The sequence below is a fragment of the Microbacterium sp. NPDC079176 genome (genome assembly GCF_040686675.1).
GTDB lineage: Bacteria > Actinomycetota > Actinomycetes > Actinomycetales > Microbacteriaceae > Microbacterium.
Genome location: NZ_JBFBLM010000002.1, coordinates 63,478 through 83,418, shown reverse-complemented (window position 1 = coordinate 83,418; position 19,941 = coordinate 63,478). Strand labels below are relative to the sequence as shown.

The following is a 19,941-nucleotide window of genomic DNA, read 5'->3' as shown; positions in this document are numbered from 1 at the left end:
ACTACCCGGTGCGTCCGTGAGGACCCGTCGAGCGGCAGCGTCCGCTGGTGCTCAGCCCAGGCAGGTCGGCCCGAGCAGCGATTTGAGATCGCCGAACAGATCGGCCGAGACCTTGACCGGCATCGGCACGTCGAAGACCTTCGCCGTGCCGCCGCGGTGCACCCGCAGCACGACCTCGGTGTCCCCGTTGTGACGGCGCAACACGTCGGCGAGCTCGTGCATCACCCGCTCCGTCGCCCTCTGCTCGGCGAGCACGAGCGAGAGCGGACCCGCGGCGTCGAAGGAACCGACATCCGGCGCGAACGCCGACTGCGCATGCAGGTTGAGTCCGTCATCACGCTTCGACACCCGGCCGCGCACGGCGAGGATCGAGTCCTGCTGCAGGATGTGCTGGAACTCGGTGTACGTCTTGCCCATGAACATGACCGTCACCTCGCCGTTGAAGTCCTCGACGGTGATCATTCCGTACGGATTGCCACTGGCCTTCGCGACGCGATGCTGCACGCTCGTGACGAGACCGGCGACGGTGACCTGCTCACCGTCCTGCATGTCCTCCGAGTTGATGAGGTTGTGGATCGAGATCGACGCGTGCTTCGCCAGAGGCACCTCGAGCCCGGCCAGGGGGTGGTCCGACACGTAGAGCCCGAGCATCTCGCGCTCGAAAGCGAGCTTGTCCTTCTTGATCCATTCGGGGCGGGCGGGCACCTTGGCAGGCGGCGCCTCTTCCATTCCGTCGTACAGACTGTCGAAGTCGAAGCCGATCGCACCCTGTGCTTCGTTCCGCTTGCGATCCACAGCCGCCTCGACGGCATCCTCGTGGACTTCGAGCAGCGCACGGCGCGAGTCGCCCATCGAGTCGAACGCGCCGGCCTTGATCAGAGACTCGACCGTGCGCTTGTTCGAGACGTGCAGCGGGACCTTCTCGAGGAAGTGATGGAACGAGGAGAATCGCTCATCCTTGCGGGCCGCGATGATGCCCTCGACCACGTTGCTGCCGACGTTGCGGACGGCACCGAGCCCGAATCGGATGTCGTCGCCGACAGCGGCGAAGTACTTGATCGACTCTGAGACATCGGGCGGCAGCACCTTGATGCCCATTCGACGGCACTCGTTGAGATAGAGCGCCATCTTGTCTTTCGAGTCGCCGACGCTGGTGAGCAGCGCGGCCATGTACTCGGCGGGATAGTGCGCCTTGAGGTAGGCGGTCCAGTACGAGACGACCCCGTATGCCGCCGAGTGCGCTTTGTTGAAGGCGTAGTCCGAGAACGGGAGGAGGATCTCCCAGATCGCGTTGACGGCACCGTCGGAGTACCCGTTCGCGTGCATGCCGGCTTGGAAGCCCTCGAACTGCTTGTCGAGCTCGGACTTCTTCTTCTTGCCCATCGCTCGGCGCAGGATGTCGGCCTGGCCGAGCGAGAACCCGGCCACGCGCTGGGCGATGGCCATCACCTGCTCCTGGTAGATGATCAGGCCGTAGGACTCGTCGAGGATGTCGGCGAGCGATTCGGTGAACTCCGGGTGGATCGGTGTGATCGGCTGCTGGCCGTTCTTGCGCAGCGCATAGTTCGTGTGCGAGTTCGCACCCATCGGACCCGGGCGGTACAGCGCGATGAGCGCGGAGATGTCGCCGAAGTTGTCCGGACGCATCAGGCGCATCAGCGATCGCATCGGCCCGCCGTCGAGCTGGAAGACGCCGAGCGATTCGCCGCGACCGAGCAGCTCGTAGGCGCCGCGGTCATCCAGGGCGAGGTGTTCGAGGTCGAGCTCCTCCCCGCGGTTGGTGCGGATGTTGTCGAGAGCGTCCGAGATGATCGTGAGGTTGCGGAGCCCCAGGAAGTCCATCTTGATCAGCCCGAGCGACTCGCAGGACGGGTAGTCGAACTGGGTGACGATCTGGCCGTCCTGCTCGCGGCGCATGATCGGGATGATGTCGAGCAGGGGCTCGGACGACATGATCACACCGGCGGCGTGCACGCCCCACTGGCGCTTCAGACCTTCGAGACCGAGGGCGCGGTCGAAGACCGTCTTCGCCTCGGGATCGGTCTCGATGAGCGCACGGAACTCGCTCGCCTCCTTGTAGCGGGGGTGCGCCGAGTCGAACATGCCGTCGAGAGGCATGTCCTTGCCCATGACGGGCGGCGGCATCGCCTTCGTCAGCCGCTCGCCCATGCTGAACGGGAATCCCAGCACACGCCCCGCATCCTTCAGAGCCTGCTTCGACTTGATCGTGCCGTAGGTGACGATCTGAGCGACGCGCTCGGAGCCGTACTTCCTCGTCACGTAGTCGATGACCTCGCCGCGGCGACGGTCATCGAAGTCGACGTCGAAGTCGGGCATCGAGACGCGGTCGGGGTTGAGGAAGCGCTCGAAGATGAGACCGTGCTCGAGCGGGTCGAGGTCGGTGATCTTCATGGCGTAGGCGACCATCGACCCGGCGCCCGAGCCACGGCCCGGACCGACGCGGATTCCGTTGTCCTTCGCCCAGTTGATGAAGTCGGCGACGACGAGGAAGTAGCCGGGGAACCCCATCTGCAGGATGATGCCGGTCTCGTACTCGGCCTGCTTGCGCACCTTGTCGGGGATGCCGCTCGGGTATCGGTAGTGGAGGCCCGCTTCGACCTCCTTGATGAGCCAGCTGTCCTCCGTCTCGCCGTCCGGCACGGGGAAGCGCGGCATGTAGTTGGCCGCGGTGTTGAATTCGACTTCGCACCGCTCGGCGATGAGCAGCGTGTTGTCGCAGGCCTCGGGGTGGTCGCGGAACAGCTGACGCATCTCTGCGGCGGTCTTGATGTAGTACCCGTCGCCGTCGAACTTGAACCGGTTGGGATCGTCGAGCGTCGAACCGGACTGCACGCACAGCAGCGCCTCATGGGCATCGGCCTCATGCTGGTGCGTGTAGTGCGAGTCGTTGGTGCCGACGAGCGGGATGTTCAGATCCTTGGCGAGCCGGATCAGATCGGTCATCACCCTGCGCTCGATGGAGAGACCGTGATCCATGATCTCGGCGAAGTAGTTCTCCTTGCCGAACAGGTCCTGGAACTCGGCGGCCGCCGCACGTGCGGCGTCGTACTGGCCGAGGCGCAGTCGCGTCTGGATCTCACCCGAGGGGCATCCTGTGGTGGCGATCAGGCCCTTGCCGTATGTCTGCAGGAGCTCCCGGTCCATGCGGGGCTTGAAGTAGTAGCCCTCCATGCTCGACAGCGAGCTGAGACGGAACAGGTTGTGCATCCCCTGCGTGCTCTCGCTCCACATCGTCATGTGGGTGTAGGCACCGGAGCCGGAGACATCGTCGCTCTTCTGATCCGGGGAGCCCCATTGCACACGCGTCTTGTCGCTGCGATGCGTGCCGGGAGTCACATAGGCCTCGAGACCGATGATCGGCTTGATGCCCGCGGCGTTCGCCGCCTTGTAGAACTCGAACGCCGCGAAGGTGTTGCCGTGATCGGTCACGGCGATGGCCGGCATGTCGTAATCTGCCGCCGCCTGCGTCATCGCCGCGATCTTCGCCGCCCCGTCGAGCATCGAGTACTCGCTGTGCACGTGCAGGTGGACGAAGGAGTCGGATGCCATGCCTTCGAGTCTACTTTCGGCATCCGACATCGAGCGTCGCCGCACCTGCCGCTCCGGGGTCCCGCATCGCTTCAGGGGAGCGAGTCCACGACGCTCACGGTGAAGACGTGCCTCTCGTCTGCCAGGGAGGCGGGGATCAGCGAAGAGGCGACGTCGAGCACCGCGGTCGCCTCCGTGACGAGCCCCGTGGTCGTGTCGATCGTGATCGAGCGCCGCTGAACCGCTGGCTGACCCGACAGAGCCTCTGTCGACGCCGAGAACCGCAGCGTCGCCGAGGTCGCATCGGCGGACACGATCTCAGACCCGGAAAGCATGCTGAGGGCGTCGTACATCGTCGCCCGCTCAGCCCCCGACCCCATGTTGTACGACAGAAGCTCGATGAGGACCCACCCGACCTTGTAGTCCTGATCGCCCGCGACGATCCCCTGATTCTCTCGGATCCACGCGATGAGCGCCGCCGGGTCCGTGGGCATCGCCGAGAAGAACGCCACGAGCCCGTACCCGTCCGGGGTGGCCCAGGGTGCTGACGGCCCGTTCGAGAAGTACGGATCGCCGCCCGAGGCCATCGCCTCCTTGTGCGCCTGGGCGAGCGCCGCGGCGTCCGGCCCGAAGGTGTCGCTCACTGTCCAGGGCTGATCGGTGGCGAAGAACCACTGCTGCGTCGGGTCGGCCGGCGCATAGGAGTTCCAGGAGGAGCTTCCGCGCCAGGCGTTCTGAGCGTTCGACCGATCCGCCTGATACTGCCCGCCGTTCGGATCGGGCTGGTGATAGACGATCTGCTCCGACTGCGTGTGCACGCGCAGGTACTGTCCCGGTGCCAACGTCAGGCCGGTGAACGACCGAGCCGCAGTCGCGGCGGCGCCGAAGGCCCCCGCAGCCGTCATCGGCTCCTGTGTCGGCGCGGGCGTCGGCGACGGCTTCAGCGTCTGTCCTGGCTCCCGCGTCGGAACGGCCTCGATCACGGGCTTCGGCTGTTCGGTGAGTCCCGTGATCACCAGCACGCCCGCCGTGGCCGCCAGTGCGGCGCCCACGAGCACGCCGGCCACGAGCCGCTTCGGTGCGGCAGGGCGAGCGGACACCGAGGTCTTCCCCGCGGCGATCTCGCTCATCAGTCGAGCGCGGGCCGAGTCGAGATGCGAGTCCACACCATCGACATCCGGCTTGGTCTTCTGAACCTTCTCAAACACGTCCACGGACTTCTCCTTCCTGCTGCATCTCGAACGAACGGGCCTTTCGCGCCGGATCGAGTCGCGTGCGAACGCGATTCAACCGGGAGCGCACGGTGCCCACAGGCACACTGAGAGTCTCCGCGATGTCTTCGTAGCTCAGCCCCTGCCAGGCGTAGAGCAGAAGCGTCTCCCGATCCTTGGGGGACAACGCCGCGATCTTCTGCCGCAGGGCACGCACTTCGCGCTCGGCGTCCACGCGCCGCATCGCGTCATCGAGTCCACCGAGCGACGTATGGTCCTCCCCGACGACCGCGGCGAACGAGCGCCAATGCCGTGCCTCGACGGCTCTGTGCCGACGGATGAGCCGCGAGGCGATTCCGAGCAGCCAGGGAGAGGCTGAGTGCTTGCTCAGGTCGAAGTCCCCTCGACGGCGGAAGGCGACGAGAAAGGTCTCGCTGAGCACGTCCTCGGCGGCATGGGCACCCACCCGATATGTCGCGAACGCGTTCACCGCACGTGCATGTCGGTCGAACAGCTCGGCGAACGCCTCAGGCCGACTCAGCGACCGCCGGATGATCTCACTGTCTGTGCTCACACTATGTATTGCCTCTGACGTGCAGTCGGGTTCACGCTTTCTTCGATCCGTTGCGCGGATCTCGCAGATCGAGTCGCATGAGCACCCGCGGGAAGCCGTCGAGCGTCGAGCCGGTGTCGGCCGCCTTCGCGAATCCGGCACTCTCGAAGAGCCCCATCGTGCCGACGTAGGCCATTGTGAGATTCACCGTCTCGCCACGGTTGTCGACCGGATACCCCTCGATCGCGGGGGCGCCGCTCTTCTTCGCATGAGCCACCGCTCCGTCGATCAGAGCGTGCGAGATGCCCTGTTTCCGATGGCCTGGACGGACGCGGATGCACCAGAGCGACCACACATCGAGATCGTCGACATGCGGGATCAGTCTGTTGCGCGCGAAGCTCGTCTCCCTGCGCGGATGCACCGCCGCCCAGCCCACCGGTTCATCGTCGAGGTACGCGATCACGCCTGGAGGCGGATCCTGGTGGCAGAGCTCACGCACGCGCTCCGCTCGCTTCTCGCCTCGCAGCGCCCTGTTCTCGGCGCTGCCGATGCGGTAGCTCAGGCAGAAGCACACGTTCGACGTCGGCTTCTTGGGGCCGACGAGAGCGGCCACGTCGTCGAAGTCGGTAGCAGGTCGCACCTCGATGCTCATGGGCTCAGTCTGACCCACATCGCCGACATCGACGGCGTCGATTCACTCGCCGCGCAGGATCTCCAGGGCACGTTCGAAATCCGCGGGGTACCCCGACTCGAACTGCACCCACTCCCCCGTCGCCGGGTGGGTGAAGGCGAGCTTGTGCGCGTGCAGCCACTGTCGGGTGAGTCCGAGCCGTGCCGACAGCGTCGGATCTGCTCCGTAGAGCGGGTCGCCCGCGCACGGGTGCCGCAGGGCCGCCATGTGCACGCGGATCTGGTGCGTGCGTCCGGTCTCGAGATGGATCTCGAGCAGCGAGGCTCCCGGGAAGGCCTCGAGGGTCTCATAGTGGGTCACCGACGGTTTGCCGTCGGGAACGACGGCGAACTTCCAGGAGTGATTCGGATGCCGGCCGATCGGAGCATCGATCGTCCCCGTCAGCGGGTCGGGGTGCCCCTGGACGACGGCGTGATAGATCTTCTCCACCGTGCGCTCCTTGAACGCGTGCTTCAGCGACGAGTACGCCGTCTCGCTCTTGGCGACGACCATGAGCCCGCTGGTGCCGACATCCAGACGATGCACGATCCCCTGCCGCTCCGGAGCGCCACTGGTGGCGACCCGGAACCCCGCCGCTGCGAGAGCGCCGACGACGGTCGGCCCCTCCCATCCGAGCGAGGGATGAGCGGCGACGCCCGTGGGCTTGTCGACCACGACGATGTCGTCATCGTCGTAGACGATTCCGAGTTCCGGAACCGCGATCGGGATGATCCGCGGCTCCTCCTTCGGCTGCCACTCCACCTCGAGCCACCCTCCGCCGCGCAGGCGATCGGACTTGTCGAGCGTCACCCCGTCGACGCGCACGCCGCCCGCCGAGGCGACCTCGGCGGCGAAGGTGCGCGAGAAGCCCAGCATCTTCGCGAGTGCCGCGTCGACGCGCGTCCCGTCCAGCCCGTCAGGAACGGGGAGGGTGCGGAATTCCATGCTCAGCGTCCGTCCGCGGCGGCGGCATCCGGAGAGGCGGTACCCGGGCGAGAGGTCTCGCCTCCGGTCTCCTCGGCCAACGCGGCAGCCTCGGCTTCGTCATCGGTCTCCACAGGAGCGTGGTCACGCTCGCGGGTGCCGTCGAAGCGGAGTCCCAGCACGACGAGCAGCGCGACCGAGATCATCCCGGTGACGATGAAGATGTCGGCGACGTTGAAGATCGCCGGCATCATCCACGGCATCGAGATCATGTCGACCACGTGCCCCATGGGGAAACCAGGATCGCGGAAGAGACGATCGGTGAGGTTTCCGAGCACTCCACCGAGCAGGCAGCCCAGGACGACGGCCCAGAGGCGTGACTGAAGACCCAGGGCCTTCCACACGATCACACCGGCCACCACCGCCAGAGCGATGGTGAAGATCCATGTGACATCGGATCCGAGCGAGAACGCTGCGCCGGGGTTGCGCACGTAGTACAGCTGAAGGAACTCACCGAGCACCGGCACCGGCTGCTGGAGCGGCAGGTTCTCGGTCGTGAGGTACTTCACAAACTGATCGGCGGCCAGCACGATCGCTGCGAGAACCGCAACTATCGCGCCGGCCGCCGACCGACGAAGGGGACGGCGTCCTGGCAAAAGGACGACCTACAGTCCGATCGCGGAAACCGGAGTCGAGTCCGTCGACGCCGATTTCTCGTCGAGATCGCGGAGCTGACCCTCGATGTAGCCGCGCAGCTGCGAGCGGTAATCGCGCTCGAAGTTGCGTAGCTCGGTGATCCGGGCCTCGAGGGCGTTGCGCTCGCGCTCGAGACGAGCCGACTCTTCGCGCTGCTTGGCCTCGGCCTCCGTGCGGATGCGGTTGACCTCGCCTTCGGCCTCGGCGATGAGCTGGGCGCGCTTGGCCTCACCCTCGGCGACGTGCTCATCGTGAAGGCGCTGAGCGAGCTCGATGATGCCGGCGGTCGCAGTCGCCGAACCCGACGGAGCGGGCTCCGCGGGAGCGGCAGCAGCAGGCGCAGGAGCCTCTTCGACCACGGCGGCGGGTGCCTCTGCAGCGGCTGCGGGAGCGGCCGGTGCATCGCCGGACTCGTACGCGGCCAGCTTGGCCTTGAGTTCGACGTTCTCTTCGAGGGCCTTGCGCCACTCGATGACGATCTCGTCGAGGAAGTCGTCGACCTCGTCCGGGTCGAAGCCGTCCTTGAAGCGGACGTGCTGGAACTGCTTGGTGACGACGTCATCCGGGGTAAGTGCCATGGTGGCTCCTTCGATGAGTTCGGTTGCCAGTTTGGAATGGCGTGGTCGAGATTCGGCGCGAACCCGGGGCGCGCACCTGGGAGCCAAGCATAGTCCCCGAGCCTGTCAGTCGCGATCCCGCGACACTCCAGAGCGCCGAAGTCCCAGGGGTCTCAGATGAAGCTTCGGACGACGCTCATCAGGATCAGCACGATCAGGATGGTGATCGAGAAGCCGAAATCCAGGGAGAGCGAGCCGATTCGCAGAGGAGGGATGATCCGCCGGAAGAACCGGACGGGCGGATCGGTCACCGTGTAGACGAGCTCAGCCGCGACGAGTCCGGCGCCCTTCGGTCGCCACTCCCGATTGAACATCGGGATGTAGCTGAGAATGAGTCGGGCGAAGAGCACCAGTAGGTACAGCAGCAGAGCCAGATGTACGATGCTGGCGACGATGGAGACGACGAACCCCACGGTCTACGACTGGTCGAAGCCCGCGGACTCGGCGTCCGCGTGCGCGATTCCCCCGTGACCCGAGACCGCGATGTTCTCCGGCGACAGGAGGAAGACCTTCGACGTGACCCGCTCGATGCGGCCGTATAGGCCGAGCGAGAGTCCGGAGGCGAAATCGATCAGACGGCGGGCGTCTGCGTCGCTCATCTGCGAGAGATTGATGATGACCGGCACACCTTCGCGGAAGCTCTCCGCGATGAGCTGAGCATCGCGATACTGCTTCGGGTGCACGGTGAGGATCTCGTTCACTGCCCCTCCTGCGGGCTGGCGCACGGCGACGGGGCGCCGTAGCGGGGTCACGGGCGCGGGAGCGGGCTCCTCGCGTTCGCGCTCGCGGTGCGAGCGGGCCGGGGTCGGCTCCTCCTCGTAGACCTCTTCCTCGTCAGCGAGGCCGAGATACACCATGGTCTTCTTCAGCGGGTTACCCATCGTGTCCTCCGGTTCGAACGTGTCGGGTTGGTCTGTTCACAGGTTAACCCCGGTCGGGGCGGGGTCCCGTGATTGCGGAGCCGATCCGCAGGTGTGTCGCGCCGGCCTCGATGGCCTCGACGAAATCGCCCGTCATCCCTGCGGACATCCAGGTCGCCGACGGCTCGACGGCGCGCACGCTCTCTGCGATCGAGTGCAGGCGCGCGAACGCGGAAGCGGGTTCCTCATCGAGCGGCGCGACCGCCATCACACCGCGAAGCCGCAGCGAGGGCAGCGTCATGATGTGCTCGGCGAGAGAGGCCGCCTCGGCGGGCGCGACGCCGCCGCGTCCGTGATCATCGGTGAGATTGACCTGCACGAGCACGTCGAGAAGGTCATCCCCGTCGGCCGCCCGATGCAGTGCGTCGGCCAGCCGGTCGCGGTCTACCGAGTGCACGGCATCCGCGCTGCGGCGGATCGCACCGGCCTTGTTGGTCTGCGCCTGCCCGATGAAGTGCCACCGGAGGTCGAGGTCCGTCAGCTCGGCGGTCTTCGACGAGAGCTCCTGCTGGCGGTTCTCCCCCACGTCGCGCACACCCAGCTCGTGCAGCTCGCGAACGAGCGACGACGGGTGGAACTTGGTCACGACGATGCGGGAGATCTCCGCCGGGTCCCTGCCGGCCAGGCGCGCGGCGTCGGCGATCCGATGATCGATCGCCGACAGCCGCGCTGCCAGACCGGACCCGGCCTGGCCCTGCGCCTGCGTCACTTCAGGAATTCGGGGATGTCGATGTCGTCGTCCGCGAAAGCAGGCTCGATGCTCGTCGCTGGGACGCGCTGCTGCGGCTTCTCGGGCGCGGGCGCCTCGGCAGCGGGCTTGCTCTCCTCGCCGTTCGAGAGCGCCACCTCGGGCAGCGTGCTGGCCGCGGCGGGCCGCGAGACGACCATGGGGTCGAGGCGCAGCGAAGGCTCACCGCTGTCGAAGCCGGCCGCGATCACGGTGACACGCACCTCGTCGCCGAGCGTGTCGTCGATGACCGTACCGAAGATGATGTTGGCCTCGGGGTGCGCGGCTTCCTTCACGAGATCCGCAGCGTCGTGAATCTCGAAGATGCCGAGGTTCGAACCACCCTGGATCGAGAGCAGGACTCCGTGAGCACCCTCGATGCTGGCCTCGAGGAGCGGCGACTCGACCGCGAGTTCGGCGGCCTTGATGGCACGGTCGGCACCGCGTGCCGATCCGATTCCCATCAGTGCCGAACCGGCGCCCTGCATGACCGACTTGACGTCGGCGAAGTCGAGGTTGATGAGACCGGGAGTCGTGATGAGGTCAGTGATGCCCTGGACACCGGCGAGGAGCACCTGGTCCGCGGTCGCGAAGGCCTCGATCATCGAGATGCCGCGATCGCTGATCTCGAGCAGACGGTCGTTCGGCACCACGATGAGGGTGTCGACTTCTTCCTTCAGCTTCACCACACCGGCTTCAGCCTGGCTCTGACGACGACGGCCTTCGAACGAGAAGGGCTTCGTCACGACGCCGATGGTCAGTGCACCGATCGACTTCGCGATGCGCGCGACGACGGGGGCTCCACCCGTTCCCGTTCCACCGCCCTCGCCTGCGGTCACGAAGACCATGTCGGCACCGGTGAGCGCCTGCTCGATCTCCTCGGCGTGATCCTCGGCGGCGCGACGGCCGACCTCGGGGTCAGCGCCGGCGCCGAGTCCGCGAGTGAGCTCGCGACCGACATCGAGCTTGACGTCGGCATCGCTCATGAGCAGCGCCTGCGCGTCGGTGTTCACTGCGATGAACTCGACTCCGCGGAGCCCGAGATCGATCATGCGGTTGACGGCGTTGACGCCGCCACCGCCGACGCCGACGACCTTGATCACGGCGAGGTAGTTCTGGTTCTGGCTCATGGCCGGCCTCCGAATAGTCGAGCCTGTCTGGGGTGAGATTCCGCGGGCCGAACCTTAAACCTCAACTAGAGGTGTAAAGTATTTCCCGGTATTGGTTTCTCTTGTTCGAAGGTAAGCGTCACGTCCCCGCGCACACGCAGCGACACGGGCGTGTCGCCCGTTTGCCGTCGAAACCTCAGCCCACGACCACCGCATGCGGCGATGTGACATCGATCGTCGACGCCTCAGGATTGCTGAGCAGCGTCTTCGTGAGCACTTCGCTCTTCATCGGGGAGTCATCCGAGCTGCCCCAGACGACCGTCAGCCCGCTGCTGAGCGTCAACGTCACGTCATCAGCTGTCGTGGCCTGCACTCCGGTCAGCAGCGCGCGCAGATCAGCGGGCACCGAGCGCACCACGAGACCCGCACTCTCGAAGGCGACCGAGTCGGTGCCTCCGTCGATGTCGAGCACCGGCTGTCCCGCCGGCTGATCGGAGGTCGTCGCCAGCGCGACGCCCGCGGCGTCGACGAGCGTATAGCCCGCATCCGAGCGGATCACGCCGACCGGCGTGCGCTCGACGATCCGCACCGTGAGATCGTGCGGCGGCTTCGCCTCGAGCGCATAGGTCTCGATCAGCGGGAATCCCAGCAGCGCGGCCTTGACCTCACTCGAGTCGACCAGCGCCAAGGGGGTGCCCACCTGCTCGCCGAGGGCGGCCTCCACCGCCGCGGCATCCAGCGTCGTCGCGCCCACGACCGTGATCTTCTCCACGGCGAACAGCGGGCTGTACGCCGCGGCGGTGGTGCCACCGATCAGCAGGACGACAGCACCGACCGCGCTCAGCCAGACGATGCGACGCCGTCGGGAGCGCTGCGTGAACCGTCGGATCTCGGCCCGCAGCGCCTTGCGTCTCGCTCGCGCCGCCCGCCAGACGTCCCGCGTCGATGTCGGCCGCACCCCGGCATCCCCGTCGATGTCCGCACGGACGTCGGAGTCGAGGCCGACCGCCGCGGCCTGCGGACCTGTGCGTTCGTCCTGCTCGACGTCCCGCGCGCGCCCTCGCGTCGCCGGACCCTCCCGTCGCCTGGGCGTGTCCTCCGCGGTGCCCGCGGGAGGCGTGGGAAGCGGAGGCGGACGACGCATGCGTCAGACCTCGGTGGTCCGCAGAGACTCGAGCACCTGCGGGATGATCTGGTAGACGTTGCCGCAGCCGAGCGTGACGACGAAATCGCCGTCGCGAGCGACGGACGCCGTGTAATCGGCTGCCTGCTGCCAGTCGGCGACGAAGTGGACGTGCGACGGGTCGTGGAACGCCCCGCTCACGAGCTCTCCCGTGACGCCCGGGACCGGATCCTCGCGAGCACCGTAGACGTCGAGCACGACCGTGTGGTCTGCATACGTCTCCAGCACGTCCGCGAACTCGCGGAACATGTGCTGCGTTCGCGAGTAGGTGTGGGGCTGCTGGATCGCGATGATCCTGCCCGTGCCGGCGATCGATCGCATCGCCTCGAGAGCCGCCCGCACCTCGGTCGGGTGGTGGGAGTAGTCGTCGTAGACGGTGACGCCGCGCTCGACGCCGTGCTGCTCGAGGCGGCGGACCGTGCCGGCGAAGCCTTCGACGGCCTTGGCGGACTCGGTCAGGCCGAAGCCCACCGAGAGGAGGACCGCGATGGCGCCTGCCGCGTTGATGGCGTTGTGCACGCCGGGCACGGCGAGCTGGAGGCGCACGCTCTCGGCTCCGGTGCTCACGGTGGCCGAGACGGGCCCGGCCGCCACGATGTCGGTCACCCTGACATCGGCATCCTCCGCCTGTCCGAACGTCACGACGTTCGGGTGCGAGAGCCCCGCTCCCACTCGCAGGGCGCCGGCGTCGTCGCTGGAGATCACGACCGCCTCCGTGGCCGCGTCGGCGAACCGCACGAACGCGTCGTGGAACGCGTCGTCGGACCCGTAGTGGTCGAGGTGATCGGGGTCGACATTGGTGATCAGCGCGACAGCCGTGTCGTAGAGCAGGAACGTGCCGTCGGACTCATCCGCCTCGATCACGAAGAGCTCACCCGATCCGGTGGCGCTCGAGACGCCGAGCTGCTCGATCACGCCGCCGTTGACGAAGTTCGGGTCGGCTCCGAGCTGCTGCAGCGCGGTCACGATCATGCCCGTCGACGTCGTCTTGCCGTGCGCGCCAGCCACGGAGACCAGTCGACGCGATCCGATCAGCCAGTGCAAGGCCTGCGAGCGGTGGATCACGTGCAGCCCGCGCTGCTTCGCCGTGACGAACTCGGGGTTCTCCGGCCAGATCGCTCCGGTGTGGACGACCGTGTCGGCATCGCCGAGATGCGCCGCGTCGTGCCCGACGTGCACATCTGCTCCGGCGGCCGCGAGTGCGCGCAGGTTGTCGCTGTCGGCTCGATCGCTTCCCGAGACGCGGATCCCCGCGTCGAGGAACATCTTGGCGAGGCCGCTCATGCCGGATCCGCCGATGCCGATGAAGTGCGCGGAGGAGATCGACTCGGGGATCGGGAGGGAGAGGTCAGGTCTGATCATGTCGGTTTCAGTCTACTTTTCGGTGAGGACGATTCGGCGTCGAGGAGCCGTGTCGACGGTGAGATCAGGAGGACCGGAGGGCGCGATCCACGAGTGCGACGACGTTCTCCGTGCCGGTGCGGGTGCCCACCTGCTCGGCGGCGGACTGCATGGCCGTGAGCTGCTGCGAATCGTTCATGACGGGGATCACGAGGCGGCGCACCGCGTCGCCGTCGAAGGTGGCGTCGTCGAGAAGACGAGCGGCCCCGGCTGCCACGGCGGACGCCGCGTTCAGCCGCTGCTCCCCGTTGCCGACGGAGTACGGCACGTACAGCGCGGGGATCCCCAAGGCGCTGATCTCGCTCACGGTGGCTGCGCCGGAACGGGAGACGATGAGGTCGGCGAGCGCGAAGCCGAGGTCCATCCGGTCGACGTATCGGCGCATGGTGTATCCCGGCACCTCGGGGTCGGCCAGATCACTGCGTTCGCCCGTGACGTGCAGCAACTGCCAGTCGGCGGCCAGGATGTCGCCCCAGGAGTCTGCGATGGCGTCGTTCAGCCTCTGGGCACCCAGCGACCCGCCGAAGACGAGAAGGACCGGGCGCGCCGGGTCGAGCCCGAAGTGCGCGGCGGCCTCATCGCGAGAGGCCGCACGGTCGAGCTCGATGACCTCTCGACGCAGCGGCATGCCGACCACCTCGCCACCGCGCAGAGGGGTTCCGGCGAATGCGACTCCCGTGGCGGCGGCACGTCGAGCACCCAGCACGTTCGCGAGGCCCGGCTTCGCGTTGGCCTCGTGCACGACGAACGGCACGCGCTCACGGCCTGCTGCCACGTAGGCCGGGGCGGAGGCATAGCCGCCGAAGCCCACGACGACGTCGACGCGGTGAGCGCGGATGTGATCGCGCACCTGGGCGACGGCGCGGCGGAACCTGGCGGGGAACAACGCGGCCTGCTTGTCGGGCCGCCGCGGGAACGGCACCTTGTCGACGATGAGGAGCTCATACCCTCGAGCCGGCACGAGTCGGGACTCGAGTCCTTCGGCCGTTCCGAGCACCAGGATCGACGCATCGGCGTCCCTGGCGCGCAGCGCATCGGCGACGGCGAGCAGGGGGTTGACGTGACCGGCGGTTCCACCGCCGGCGAGAAGGTACGTGGTCACCGTGTGACCTTACCCCGCCCTGCTGAAGGAGTCCGTGCCACCGAACGACCCTCGGCGACGGGGATGGTGCGCGCGAACGACAGCAGCACTCCGCACGCGATGAGGACTGCGAGGAGAGCCGTTCCTCCCTGCGACATGAACGGCAGCGGCACTCCCATGACGGGGAACAGTCCGATCACGACGCCGATGTTGAACACGGCCTGACCGGTGATCCAGACGGTGATCCCGCCGGCCGCGACCCGGATGAACGGATCGGCGGTCTTGCGGATGATGTGGAAGGCACCGATGGTGAACAGCGTGAAGAGGGCCAGCACGACGATGCAGCCGATCAGGCCGAGCTCTTCGCCGACGATGGCGAAGATGAAGTCGTTGCCGGCGGCGGGCAGCCAGCCGTACTTCTCCTGCGAGTTGCCCAGCCCCACGCCGAAGATTCCTCCCGACGCCATTCCCCAGATCCCGTGGATCGACTGGTAGCAGTCGCCGGTGTACGCCGACATGTCGGAGCACGTCGCCGTGATGCGACGCATGCGGTCAGGGCTCGTGACGGCCAGCGCGATGACGGCGACGACGCCGAGCAGCACCGGCAGGATGAACAGCCGGAGCTTCACCCCCGAGAAGAAGAGGCAGCCGAGCAGGATGATGACCAGCACCATCGCGGTGCCGAGGTCCTTGCCGGCGATCACCGTCCCGATCGCCAGGGCTCCCACGGGCACCACGGGGATGAAGACCTGATGCCAGGTGCCGAGCATGGTCTGCTTGCGCATCAGGACGTAGCCGATCCACAGCGCGAGGGCGAGCTTGAGGAACTCCGACGGCTGCAGGGTGAACCCGGCGATCATGATCCAGTTGCGGTTTCCGCCGTCCTCGATGCCGAGCGGGGTGAAGACCAGCAGCTGGAGCGCGATGGATCCGAACAGTGCCGGCCACGCCATGCGCTTGAGGAACGTGATCGGGAGTCGGGAGATCAGGAACATCAGCGGCACGCCGAGCACGGCGAAGATGCCCTGCCGAAGCGCGCCGTCCATCGGATTCTCGCCCTTCGAGACCGCGGTCGCGCTCGTCGCCGAGAGCACCATCACGAGGCCGAAGATCGTCAGCATCAGCGCCGCCGATGCGATCATCAGGAACTCGGTCGACACGGGGGTGAAACGACGCCCGAGCGACACTCTCGCCGCGAGACCGCGGGAGCCGGTGCTGCCGGGATCAGAGCGCGGGGGGCGTTCGACCTGCGTCATCGGTGCTCCCCCGGTCTATCCAGTCCCGCACCGCTTCGGCGAAGCGGTGTCCTCGATCCGCGTAACTGGAGAACTGATCGAAGGACGCGGCGGCGGGGGCCAGCAGGACTGTTCCCTCGCCATCGACGATTCCCGCGGCGATCTCCACGACGCGATTCATGACCTGACCAGTCTCGCCAGCATCCACCTCGAACACCGGAACCCCCGGCGCGTGTCGCTCGAATGCGGCGACGACGGCTGAGCGCTGGACTCCGATGACGACCGCCGCCCGGGCGGTGGTCCCGGCCGTGGCGACCAGCTCGCCGATGTCGACGCCCTTCAGGTCGCCGCCGACCACCCAGACCGCACCGGGGTATGCGCGGAGCGATGACGCGGCAGCGTGCGGGTTGGTGGCCTTGGAGTCGTCGACCCAGGTGATGCCGCGATGGCGGGCGATGACCTGGATCCGATGCTCGTCGAGACGGAACGACTGCAGAGCCGAGTGGATGGCGCGCGGCTCGACGCCCAGAGAGCGAGCGAGCGCACTCGCCGCCAGGATGTTCTGCACGATGTGCGGGGCGGCCAGGCCGGCTTCTCGCAGGTCGGCGACGGTCGTGAGCTCGAGTGCGCTGCTGGCCCGGTCGTCCAAGAACGCACGATCGACGAGCAGCCCCTCCACCACGCCGACATCGCTGGGGCCGGGGATGCCGAGATCGAATCCGATCGCGCGGGCACCCTCGACCACCTCGGCGTCCTCGACCATGAGCCTGGTCGCCTCGTCGGCCTTGTTGTAGACGCAGGCGACTCTCGTGTTGCGGTACACCAGGGCCTTCGCATCGCGGTACGCCTGCGCACTGCCGTGCCACACCAGGTGGTCGTCCGCGAGGTTCAGGCACACCGAGGCGTGCGGATACAGCTCGCCTTCGGTCTCGGAGAGTCCGAGGTACCAGAGCTGGTGGCTGGAGAGCTCGACGACGAGCACGTCGAAACCGGCGGGGTCGCGGACCGCGTCGAGAACGGGCACGCCGATGTTGCCGCACGGCGCCGCACGCAGACCTCCCTCGACGAGGAGCGACGCGGTCAGCTGCGTCGTCGTCGTCTTGCCGTTGGTGCCCGTGATGAGCACCCAGTCGGCCGGGGAGCCGTCGGCGCGGGTCACCTTGTCGCGCAGACGCCAGGCGAGTTCGACATCGCCCCAGAGCGCGATGCCGGCATCTTGCGCCCAGCGGATCACGGTGTGCGAGGGAGGGAATCCCGGCGAGGCGATGATGACCTCCGGCGCGAACTCGGTCAGAGCTTCAGGGACCCGGTCCAGCGTTCCCAGCTCCAGACGAGCACCGATCACGGGCAGGAGCTTGGCATACTTCTCCTCCGCCGACTCGGTCAACACCAGGACGTCCGCACCGAGTTCGGTGAGCGTGTCCGCCACCGAGAAGCCGGTCATGGACAGCCCGAGAACGGCGACGCGCAGGCCCGACCAGTCGGCGTTCCAGCTCGTCAGAGTCGCGAGCCTCTCGTCAGTCGACACGAGTCAGCCACTCCACGTAGAAGAGTCCGACTGCCGAGATCGCGAGCAGGCCCGCGATGATCCACATGCGGACCACGATCGTGACCTCGGACCATCCGCGCATCTCGAGATGATGGTGGAACGGACTCATCAGGAAGAGTCGCTTTCCGCGCGTGATCTTGAAGTAGGCGCGCTGCAGGATCACCGATCCGGAGGCGAGGACGAAGACGCCGGCGATCACGAACAGCAGCAGCTCGGTGCGGGTGAGGATCGCCATCGCGGTGATGACGCCTCCGATCGCCATCGAGCCGACATCGCCCATGAAGACCTTCGCCTTGGGAGCGTTCCACCACAGGAAGCCGATCAGGCTCGAGGCGAAGGAGGCCGCGATGATCGCCAGGCTGAACGGGTCGCGGACCTCGTAGCATCCGCCGAGCGCGGCGGTCTCGACACCCTCGCCCACGCACGACTGCTTGAACTGCCAGAACGCGATCAGGCTGTACGCCCCCACGACGATGACCCCGGCGCCAGCTGCGAGACCGTCGAGCCCGTCGGTGAGGTTGACGCTGTTCGAGGTCGCGACGCCGATGATCGAGATCCACAGCAGATAGAGCGCCCAGCCGAGGATCGCGGTGAACGCGAACAGGTTCAACCACGGGATGTCGCGGAAGAGCGAGATCGAGCCGGATGCCGGAGTCTGATCGAAGGCGTTCGGGAAGTTCAGCGCGACGATGCCGAACGGGATCATCACGACGAGCTGCCCGATGATCTTGCGCCACCCCGAGAGCCCGAGGCTGCGCTGACTGCGCACCTTCATGTAGTCGTCGATGAAGCCCACTGCGCCGAAACCGACCATGAGCCAGATCACGAGAAGCGCGGACAGCGCGGGAGTCCCCCCTCCGACGTACGTGGCCGTGAAGTAGCCGACCATCGTGCCGACGATGAAGATGACGCCGCCCATGGTCGGCGTGCCGCGTTTGGCTTCGTGGTTCGGGTTCTCGATGGCCTCCGGGGTGCGGATGACCTGGCCCCAGCCCCACTTCCGGAAGAGCCGGAGGAAGACGGGAGTAAGAAAAAGAGTGAAGGCGAGCGATATGGCCGCCGCCATGATGAGAGATCTCACGAGAACAATTCTCCCAGACGATCGCCGAGGTGCCGGAGCCCTACGGAATTGGAGGACTTCACGAGCACCCGGTCGCCGTCGCGGAGTTCGGAGCGCAGGTACTCGAACGCGGCATCCTGGTCAGCGAAGAACACGGCCTCGCTGTCCCAGGACCCTTCGCCGATCGCGGAGATGAAGAGGCGGCGGGCCTCGGGGCCGACCACGACGATGCGCTGGATGTTCAGACGCACGGCGAGCAGACCGATCCGGTCGTGCTCCTCGCCCGCGGTCTCGCCGAGCTCGCTCATGGCGCCGAGCACGGCGACCGTCCGCTCGCCGGGACCGGTGATCTGCGCGAGAGTCCGCAGGGCTGCGGCCATCGAGTCCGGGCTGGCGTTGTAGGCGTCGTTGATGATGCGCACGCGGTCGCTGCCCATGGGCTGCATACGCCAGCGCTCCGCGATCTCGACCGTCTCGAGACGGTCGATCGCGTCGGCCGTCGACACCCCGAGAACGCCCGCGGCGGCGATGGCCGCCAGGGCGTTGCCGACGTGGTGGGCGCCGAGCACCTGCAGGCGGAGGGGAAGACGCTCCCCCGCCGCTTCGATGATGCACGAGGTGCCGGATGCCGTGACCTCGAGGCCGTGCGCCTGGACATCGGCCGCGTCGCTCTGACCGAAGCCGACGACCCGCATCCCGCGGGACGTCGCGAGCGCGCCCATCGCCGCGACGCGTGAGTCGTCGACGTTGAGCACCGCCGTACCCGTGGGCCTCGCGGCGGCGACGAGCTCGGACTTGGCCTTGGCCGTCGCCTCGATGCCACCGAAGCCGCCCGCGTGCGCCATGCCGACCATCAGCACCACAGCGACGTCCGGCTCGACGAGTCCGGCGAGGCGGGCGATGCTGCCGGGCCCGTCGGCTCCGAACTCGCTGACCAGGAACCGCGTGCCGTACGTGATGCGCAGCATGGTGACGGGCGCGCCCACCTCGTTGTTGTACGAGTTGATGGGGGCGACCGTCTCGCCTTCGTCGGAGAGGATGCGGGCGAGGAAGTTCTTCGTCGTCGTCTTGCCGTTCGACCCCGTGATCCCGACGATCTTGAGGTCTCCGGCTGCACGAACGCGGGCGACGACCTCGCGGGCGAGATCGGCGAGGGCGACGATGACGTCAGGGACGACGATCTGGGTGATCTCCTCGTCGACCTGGTGCTCGACGATCGCGAGCGCTGCCCCCGCAGCGAGCGCAGCGCCGACGAACCGGTGTCCGTCCGTCTCCGCGCCCGGCTTCGCGACGAACACGGAGCCGGGGGCCATGGTGCGCGAGTCCGTGTCCACGACACCGTCGATGACGGTGTCGGCGGTGGCAGAACCGGCGAGGCGGAGATCACCCCCGAGGACGGCGGCGATCTCAGCAAGCGACAGGGCGATCATGACGTCTCCAGGCGCGGCGGGGCGCC

General features: G+C 67.3%; 18 protein-coding genes. All 18 read right to left on the bottom strand.

Features of this window, described 5'->3' with window-relative positions:
* Positions 1-51: 51 nt before the first annotated feature.
* The 18 genes from dnaE to murF all read right to left on the bottom strand — a co-directional run bounded on the left by dnaE (position 52) and on the right by murF (position 19,915).
* Positions 52-3,570: a DNA polymerase III subunit alpha gene (gene dnaE / locus AB0P11_RS04395; protein WP_230100719.1), complete on the bottom strand. Its 3,519-nt coding sequence runs from the start codon at positions 3,568-3,570 to the stop codon at positions 52-54.
* A gap of 71 nt (positions 3,571-3,641) precedes the next feature.
* On the bottom strand, positions 3,642-4,763 hold the full coding sequence (locus tag AB0P11_RS04390; protein ID WP_363520077.1) for a hypothetical protein: 1,122 nt from the start codon (positions 4,761-4,763) through the stop codon (positions 3,642-3,644).
* Complete coding sequence (locus AB0P11_RS04385) at positions 4,750-5,334, bottom strand: sigma-70 family RNA polymerase sigma factor (protein ID WP_363520074.1); 585 nt, start codon at positions 5,332-5,334, stop codon at positions 4,750-4,752. Before AB0P11_RS04385 ends, AB0P11_RS04390 begins: the two co-directional genes overlap by 14 nt.
* Positions 5,335-5,365: 31 nt before the next feature.
* On the bottom strand, positions 5,366-5,965 hold the full coding sequence (locus tag AB0P11_RS04380; protein WP_363520071.1) for a GNAT family N-acetyltransferase: 600 nt from the start codon (positions 5,963-5,965) through the stop codon (positions 5,366-5,368).
* Between the two features lie 42 nt (positions 5,966-6,007).
* Positions 6,008-6,928 (bottom strand): RluA family pseudouridine synthase, encoded by a 921-nt coding sequence (locus AB0P11_RS04375; protein ID WP_053096743.1) that lies wholly within the window; start codon positions 6,926-6,928, stop codon positions 6,008-6,010.
* A gap of 2 nt (positions 6,929-6,930) precedes the next feature.
* The gene (gene lspA / locus AB0P11_RS04370) at positions 6,931-7,521 is read right to left on the bottom strand and encodes a signal peptidase II (protein ID WP_072592313.1); all 591 of its coding nucleotides are present in this window, start codon (positions 7,519-7,521) and stop codon (positions 6,931-6,933) included.
* A gap of 51 nt (positions 7,522-7,572) precedes the next feature.
* Entirely contained in the window at positions 7,573-8,181 is a 609-nt protein-coding gene (locus tag AB0P11_RS04365; RefSeq protein ID WP_053096747.1) for a DivIVA domain-containing protein, read from the bottom strand.
* A 152-nt stretch (positions 8,182-8,333) separates the two neighbouring features.
* Positions 8,334-8,633: a YggT family protein gene (locus AB0P11_RS04360; protein ID WP_053096749.1), complete on the bottom strand. Its 300-nt coding sequence runs from the start codon at positions 8,631-8,633 to the stop codon at positions 8,334-8,336.
* A gap of 3 nt (positions 8,634-8,636) precedes the next feature.
* Positions 8,637-9,101: a cell division protein SepF gene (sepF, locus tag AB0P11_RS04355; RefSeq protein ID WP_053096751.1), complete on the bottom strand. Its 465-nt coding sequence runs from the start codon at positions 9,099-9,101 to the stop codon at positions 8,637-8,639.
* A 43-nt stretch (positions 9,102-9,144) separates the two neighbouring features.
* The gene (locus AB0P11_RS04350) at positions 9,145-9,849 is read right to left on the bottom strand and encodes a YggS family pyridoxal phosphate-dependent enzyme (protein ID WP_363520066.1); all 705 of its coding nucleotides are present in this window, start codon (positions 9,847-9,849) and stop codon (positions 9,145-9,147) included.
* Positions 9,846-10,997, bottom strand: a complete 1,152-nt coding sequence (gene ftsZ, locus AB0P11_RS04345; protein ID WP_056278956.1) for a cell division protein FtsZ — start codon at positions 10,995-10,997, stop codon at positions 9,846-9,848. Before ftsZ ends, AB0P11_RS04350 begins: the two co-directional genes overlap by 4 nt.
* Positions 10,998-11,172: 175 nt before the next feature.
* Positions 11,173-12,120, bottom strand: coding sequence for an FtsQ-type POTRA domain-containing protein (locus tag AB0P11_RS04340; RefSeq protein WP_053096757.1), 948 nt, complete (start codon positions 12,118-12,120; stop codon positions 11,173-11,175).
* Between the two features lie 3 nt (positions 12,121-12,123).
* A complete protein-coding gene (gene murC, locus AB0P11_RS04335; RefSeq protein ID WP_363520061.1) occupies positions 12,124-13,521 on the bottom strand; it encodes a UDP-N-acetylmuramate--L-alanine ligase in 1,398 nt (465 codons plus the stop codon).
* Positions 13,522-13,585: 64 nt separating this feature from the next.
* Complete coding sequence (locus AB0P11_RS04330) at positions 13,586-14,662, bottom strand: UDP-N-acetylglucosamine--N-acetylmuramyl-(pentapeptide) pyrophosphoryl-undecaprenol N-acetylglucosamine transferase (RefSeq protein WP_363520058.1); 1,077 nt, start codon at positions 14,660-14,662, stop codon at positions 13,586-13,588.
* Positions 14,659-15,897, bottom strand: a complete 1,239-nt coding sequence (gene ftsW / locus AB0P11_RS04325; RefSeq protein ID WP_056278959.1) for a putative lipid II flippase FtsW — start codon at positions 15,895-15,897, stop codon at positions 14,659-14,661. Before ftsW ends, AB0P11_RS04330 begins: the two co-directional genes overlap by 4 nt.
* The gene (murD, locus tag AB0P11_RS04320; protein ID WP_363520054.1) at positions 15,866-17,404 is read right to left on the bottom strand and encodes a UDP-N-acetylmuramoyl-L-alanine--D-glutamate ligase; all 1,539 of its coding nucleotides are present in this window, start codon (positions 17,402-17,404) and stop codon (positions 15,866-15,868) included. Before murD ends, ftsW begins: the two co-directional genes overlap by 32 nt.
* The gene (gene mraY, locus AB0P11_RS04315) at positions 17,394-18,506 is read right to left on the bottom strand and encodes a phospho-N-acetylmuramoyl-pentapeptide-transferase (RefSeq protein WP_053096767.1); all 1,113 of its coding nucleotides are present in this window, start codon (positions 18,504-18,506) and stop codon (positions 17,394-17,396) included. Before mraY ends, murD begins: the two co-directional genes overlap by 11 nt.
* A complete protein-coding gene (gene murF, locus AB0P11_RS04310; protein WP_363520050.1) occupies positions 18,503-19,915 on the bottom strand; it encodes a UDP-N-acetylmuramoyl-tripeptide--D-alanyl-D-alanine ligase in 1,413 nt (470 codons plus the stop codon). Before murF ends, mraY begins: the two co-directional genes overlap by 4 nt.
* Between the last annotated feature and the right edge of the window lie 26 nt (positions 19,916-19,941).

Excerpts from the sequence above, each read along its gene's own strand:
- dnaE (WP_230100719.1), bottom strand. The coding sequence starts at position 3,570 with ATGGCATCCGACTCCTTCGTCCACCTGCACGTGCACAGCGAGTACTCG.
- murC (WP_363520061.1), bottom strand. The coding sequence starts at position 13,521 with ATGATCAGACCTGACCTCTCCCTCCCGATCCCCGAGTCGATCTCCTCC.
- AB0P11_RS04375 (WP_053096743.1), bottom strand. The coding sequence starts at position 6,928 with ATGGAATTCCGCACCCTCCCCGTTCCTGACGGGCTGGACGGGACGCGC.
- AB0P11_RS04380 (WP_363520071.1), bottom strand. The coding sequence starts at position 5,965 with ATGAGCATCGAGGTGCGACCTGCTACCGACTTCGACGACGTGGCCGCT.
- murF (WP_363520050.1), bottom strand. The coding sequence starts at position 19,915 with ATGATCGCCCTGTCGCTTGCTGAGATCGCCGCCGTCCTCGGGGGTGAT.
- AB0P11_RS04340 (WP_053096757.1), bottom strand. The coding sequence starts at position 12,120 with ATGCGTCGTCCGCCTCCGCTTCCCACGCCTCCCGCGGGCACCGCGGAG.
- ftsW (WP_056278959.1), bottom strand. The coding sequence starts at position 15,897 with ATGACGCAGGTCGAACGCCCCCCGCGCTCTGATCCCGGCAGCACCGGC.
- ftsZ (WP_056278956.1), bottom strand. The coding sequence starts at position 10,997 with ATGAGCCAGAACCAGAACTACCTCGCCGTGATCAAGGTCGTCGGCGTC.
- AB0P11_RS04365 (WP_053096747.1), bottom strand. The coding sequence starts at position 8,181 with ATGGCACTTACCCCGGATGACGTCGTCACCAAGCAGTTCCAGCACGTC.
- sepF (WP_053096751.1), bottom strand. The coding sequence starts at position 9,101 with ATGGGTAACCCGCTGAAGAAGACCATGGTGTATCTCGGCCTCGCTGAC.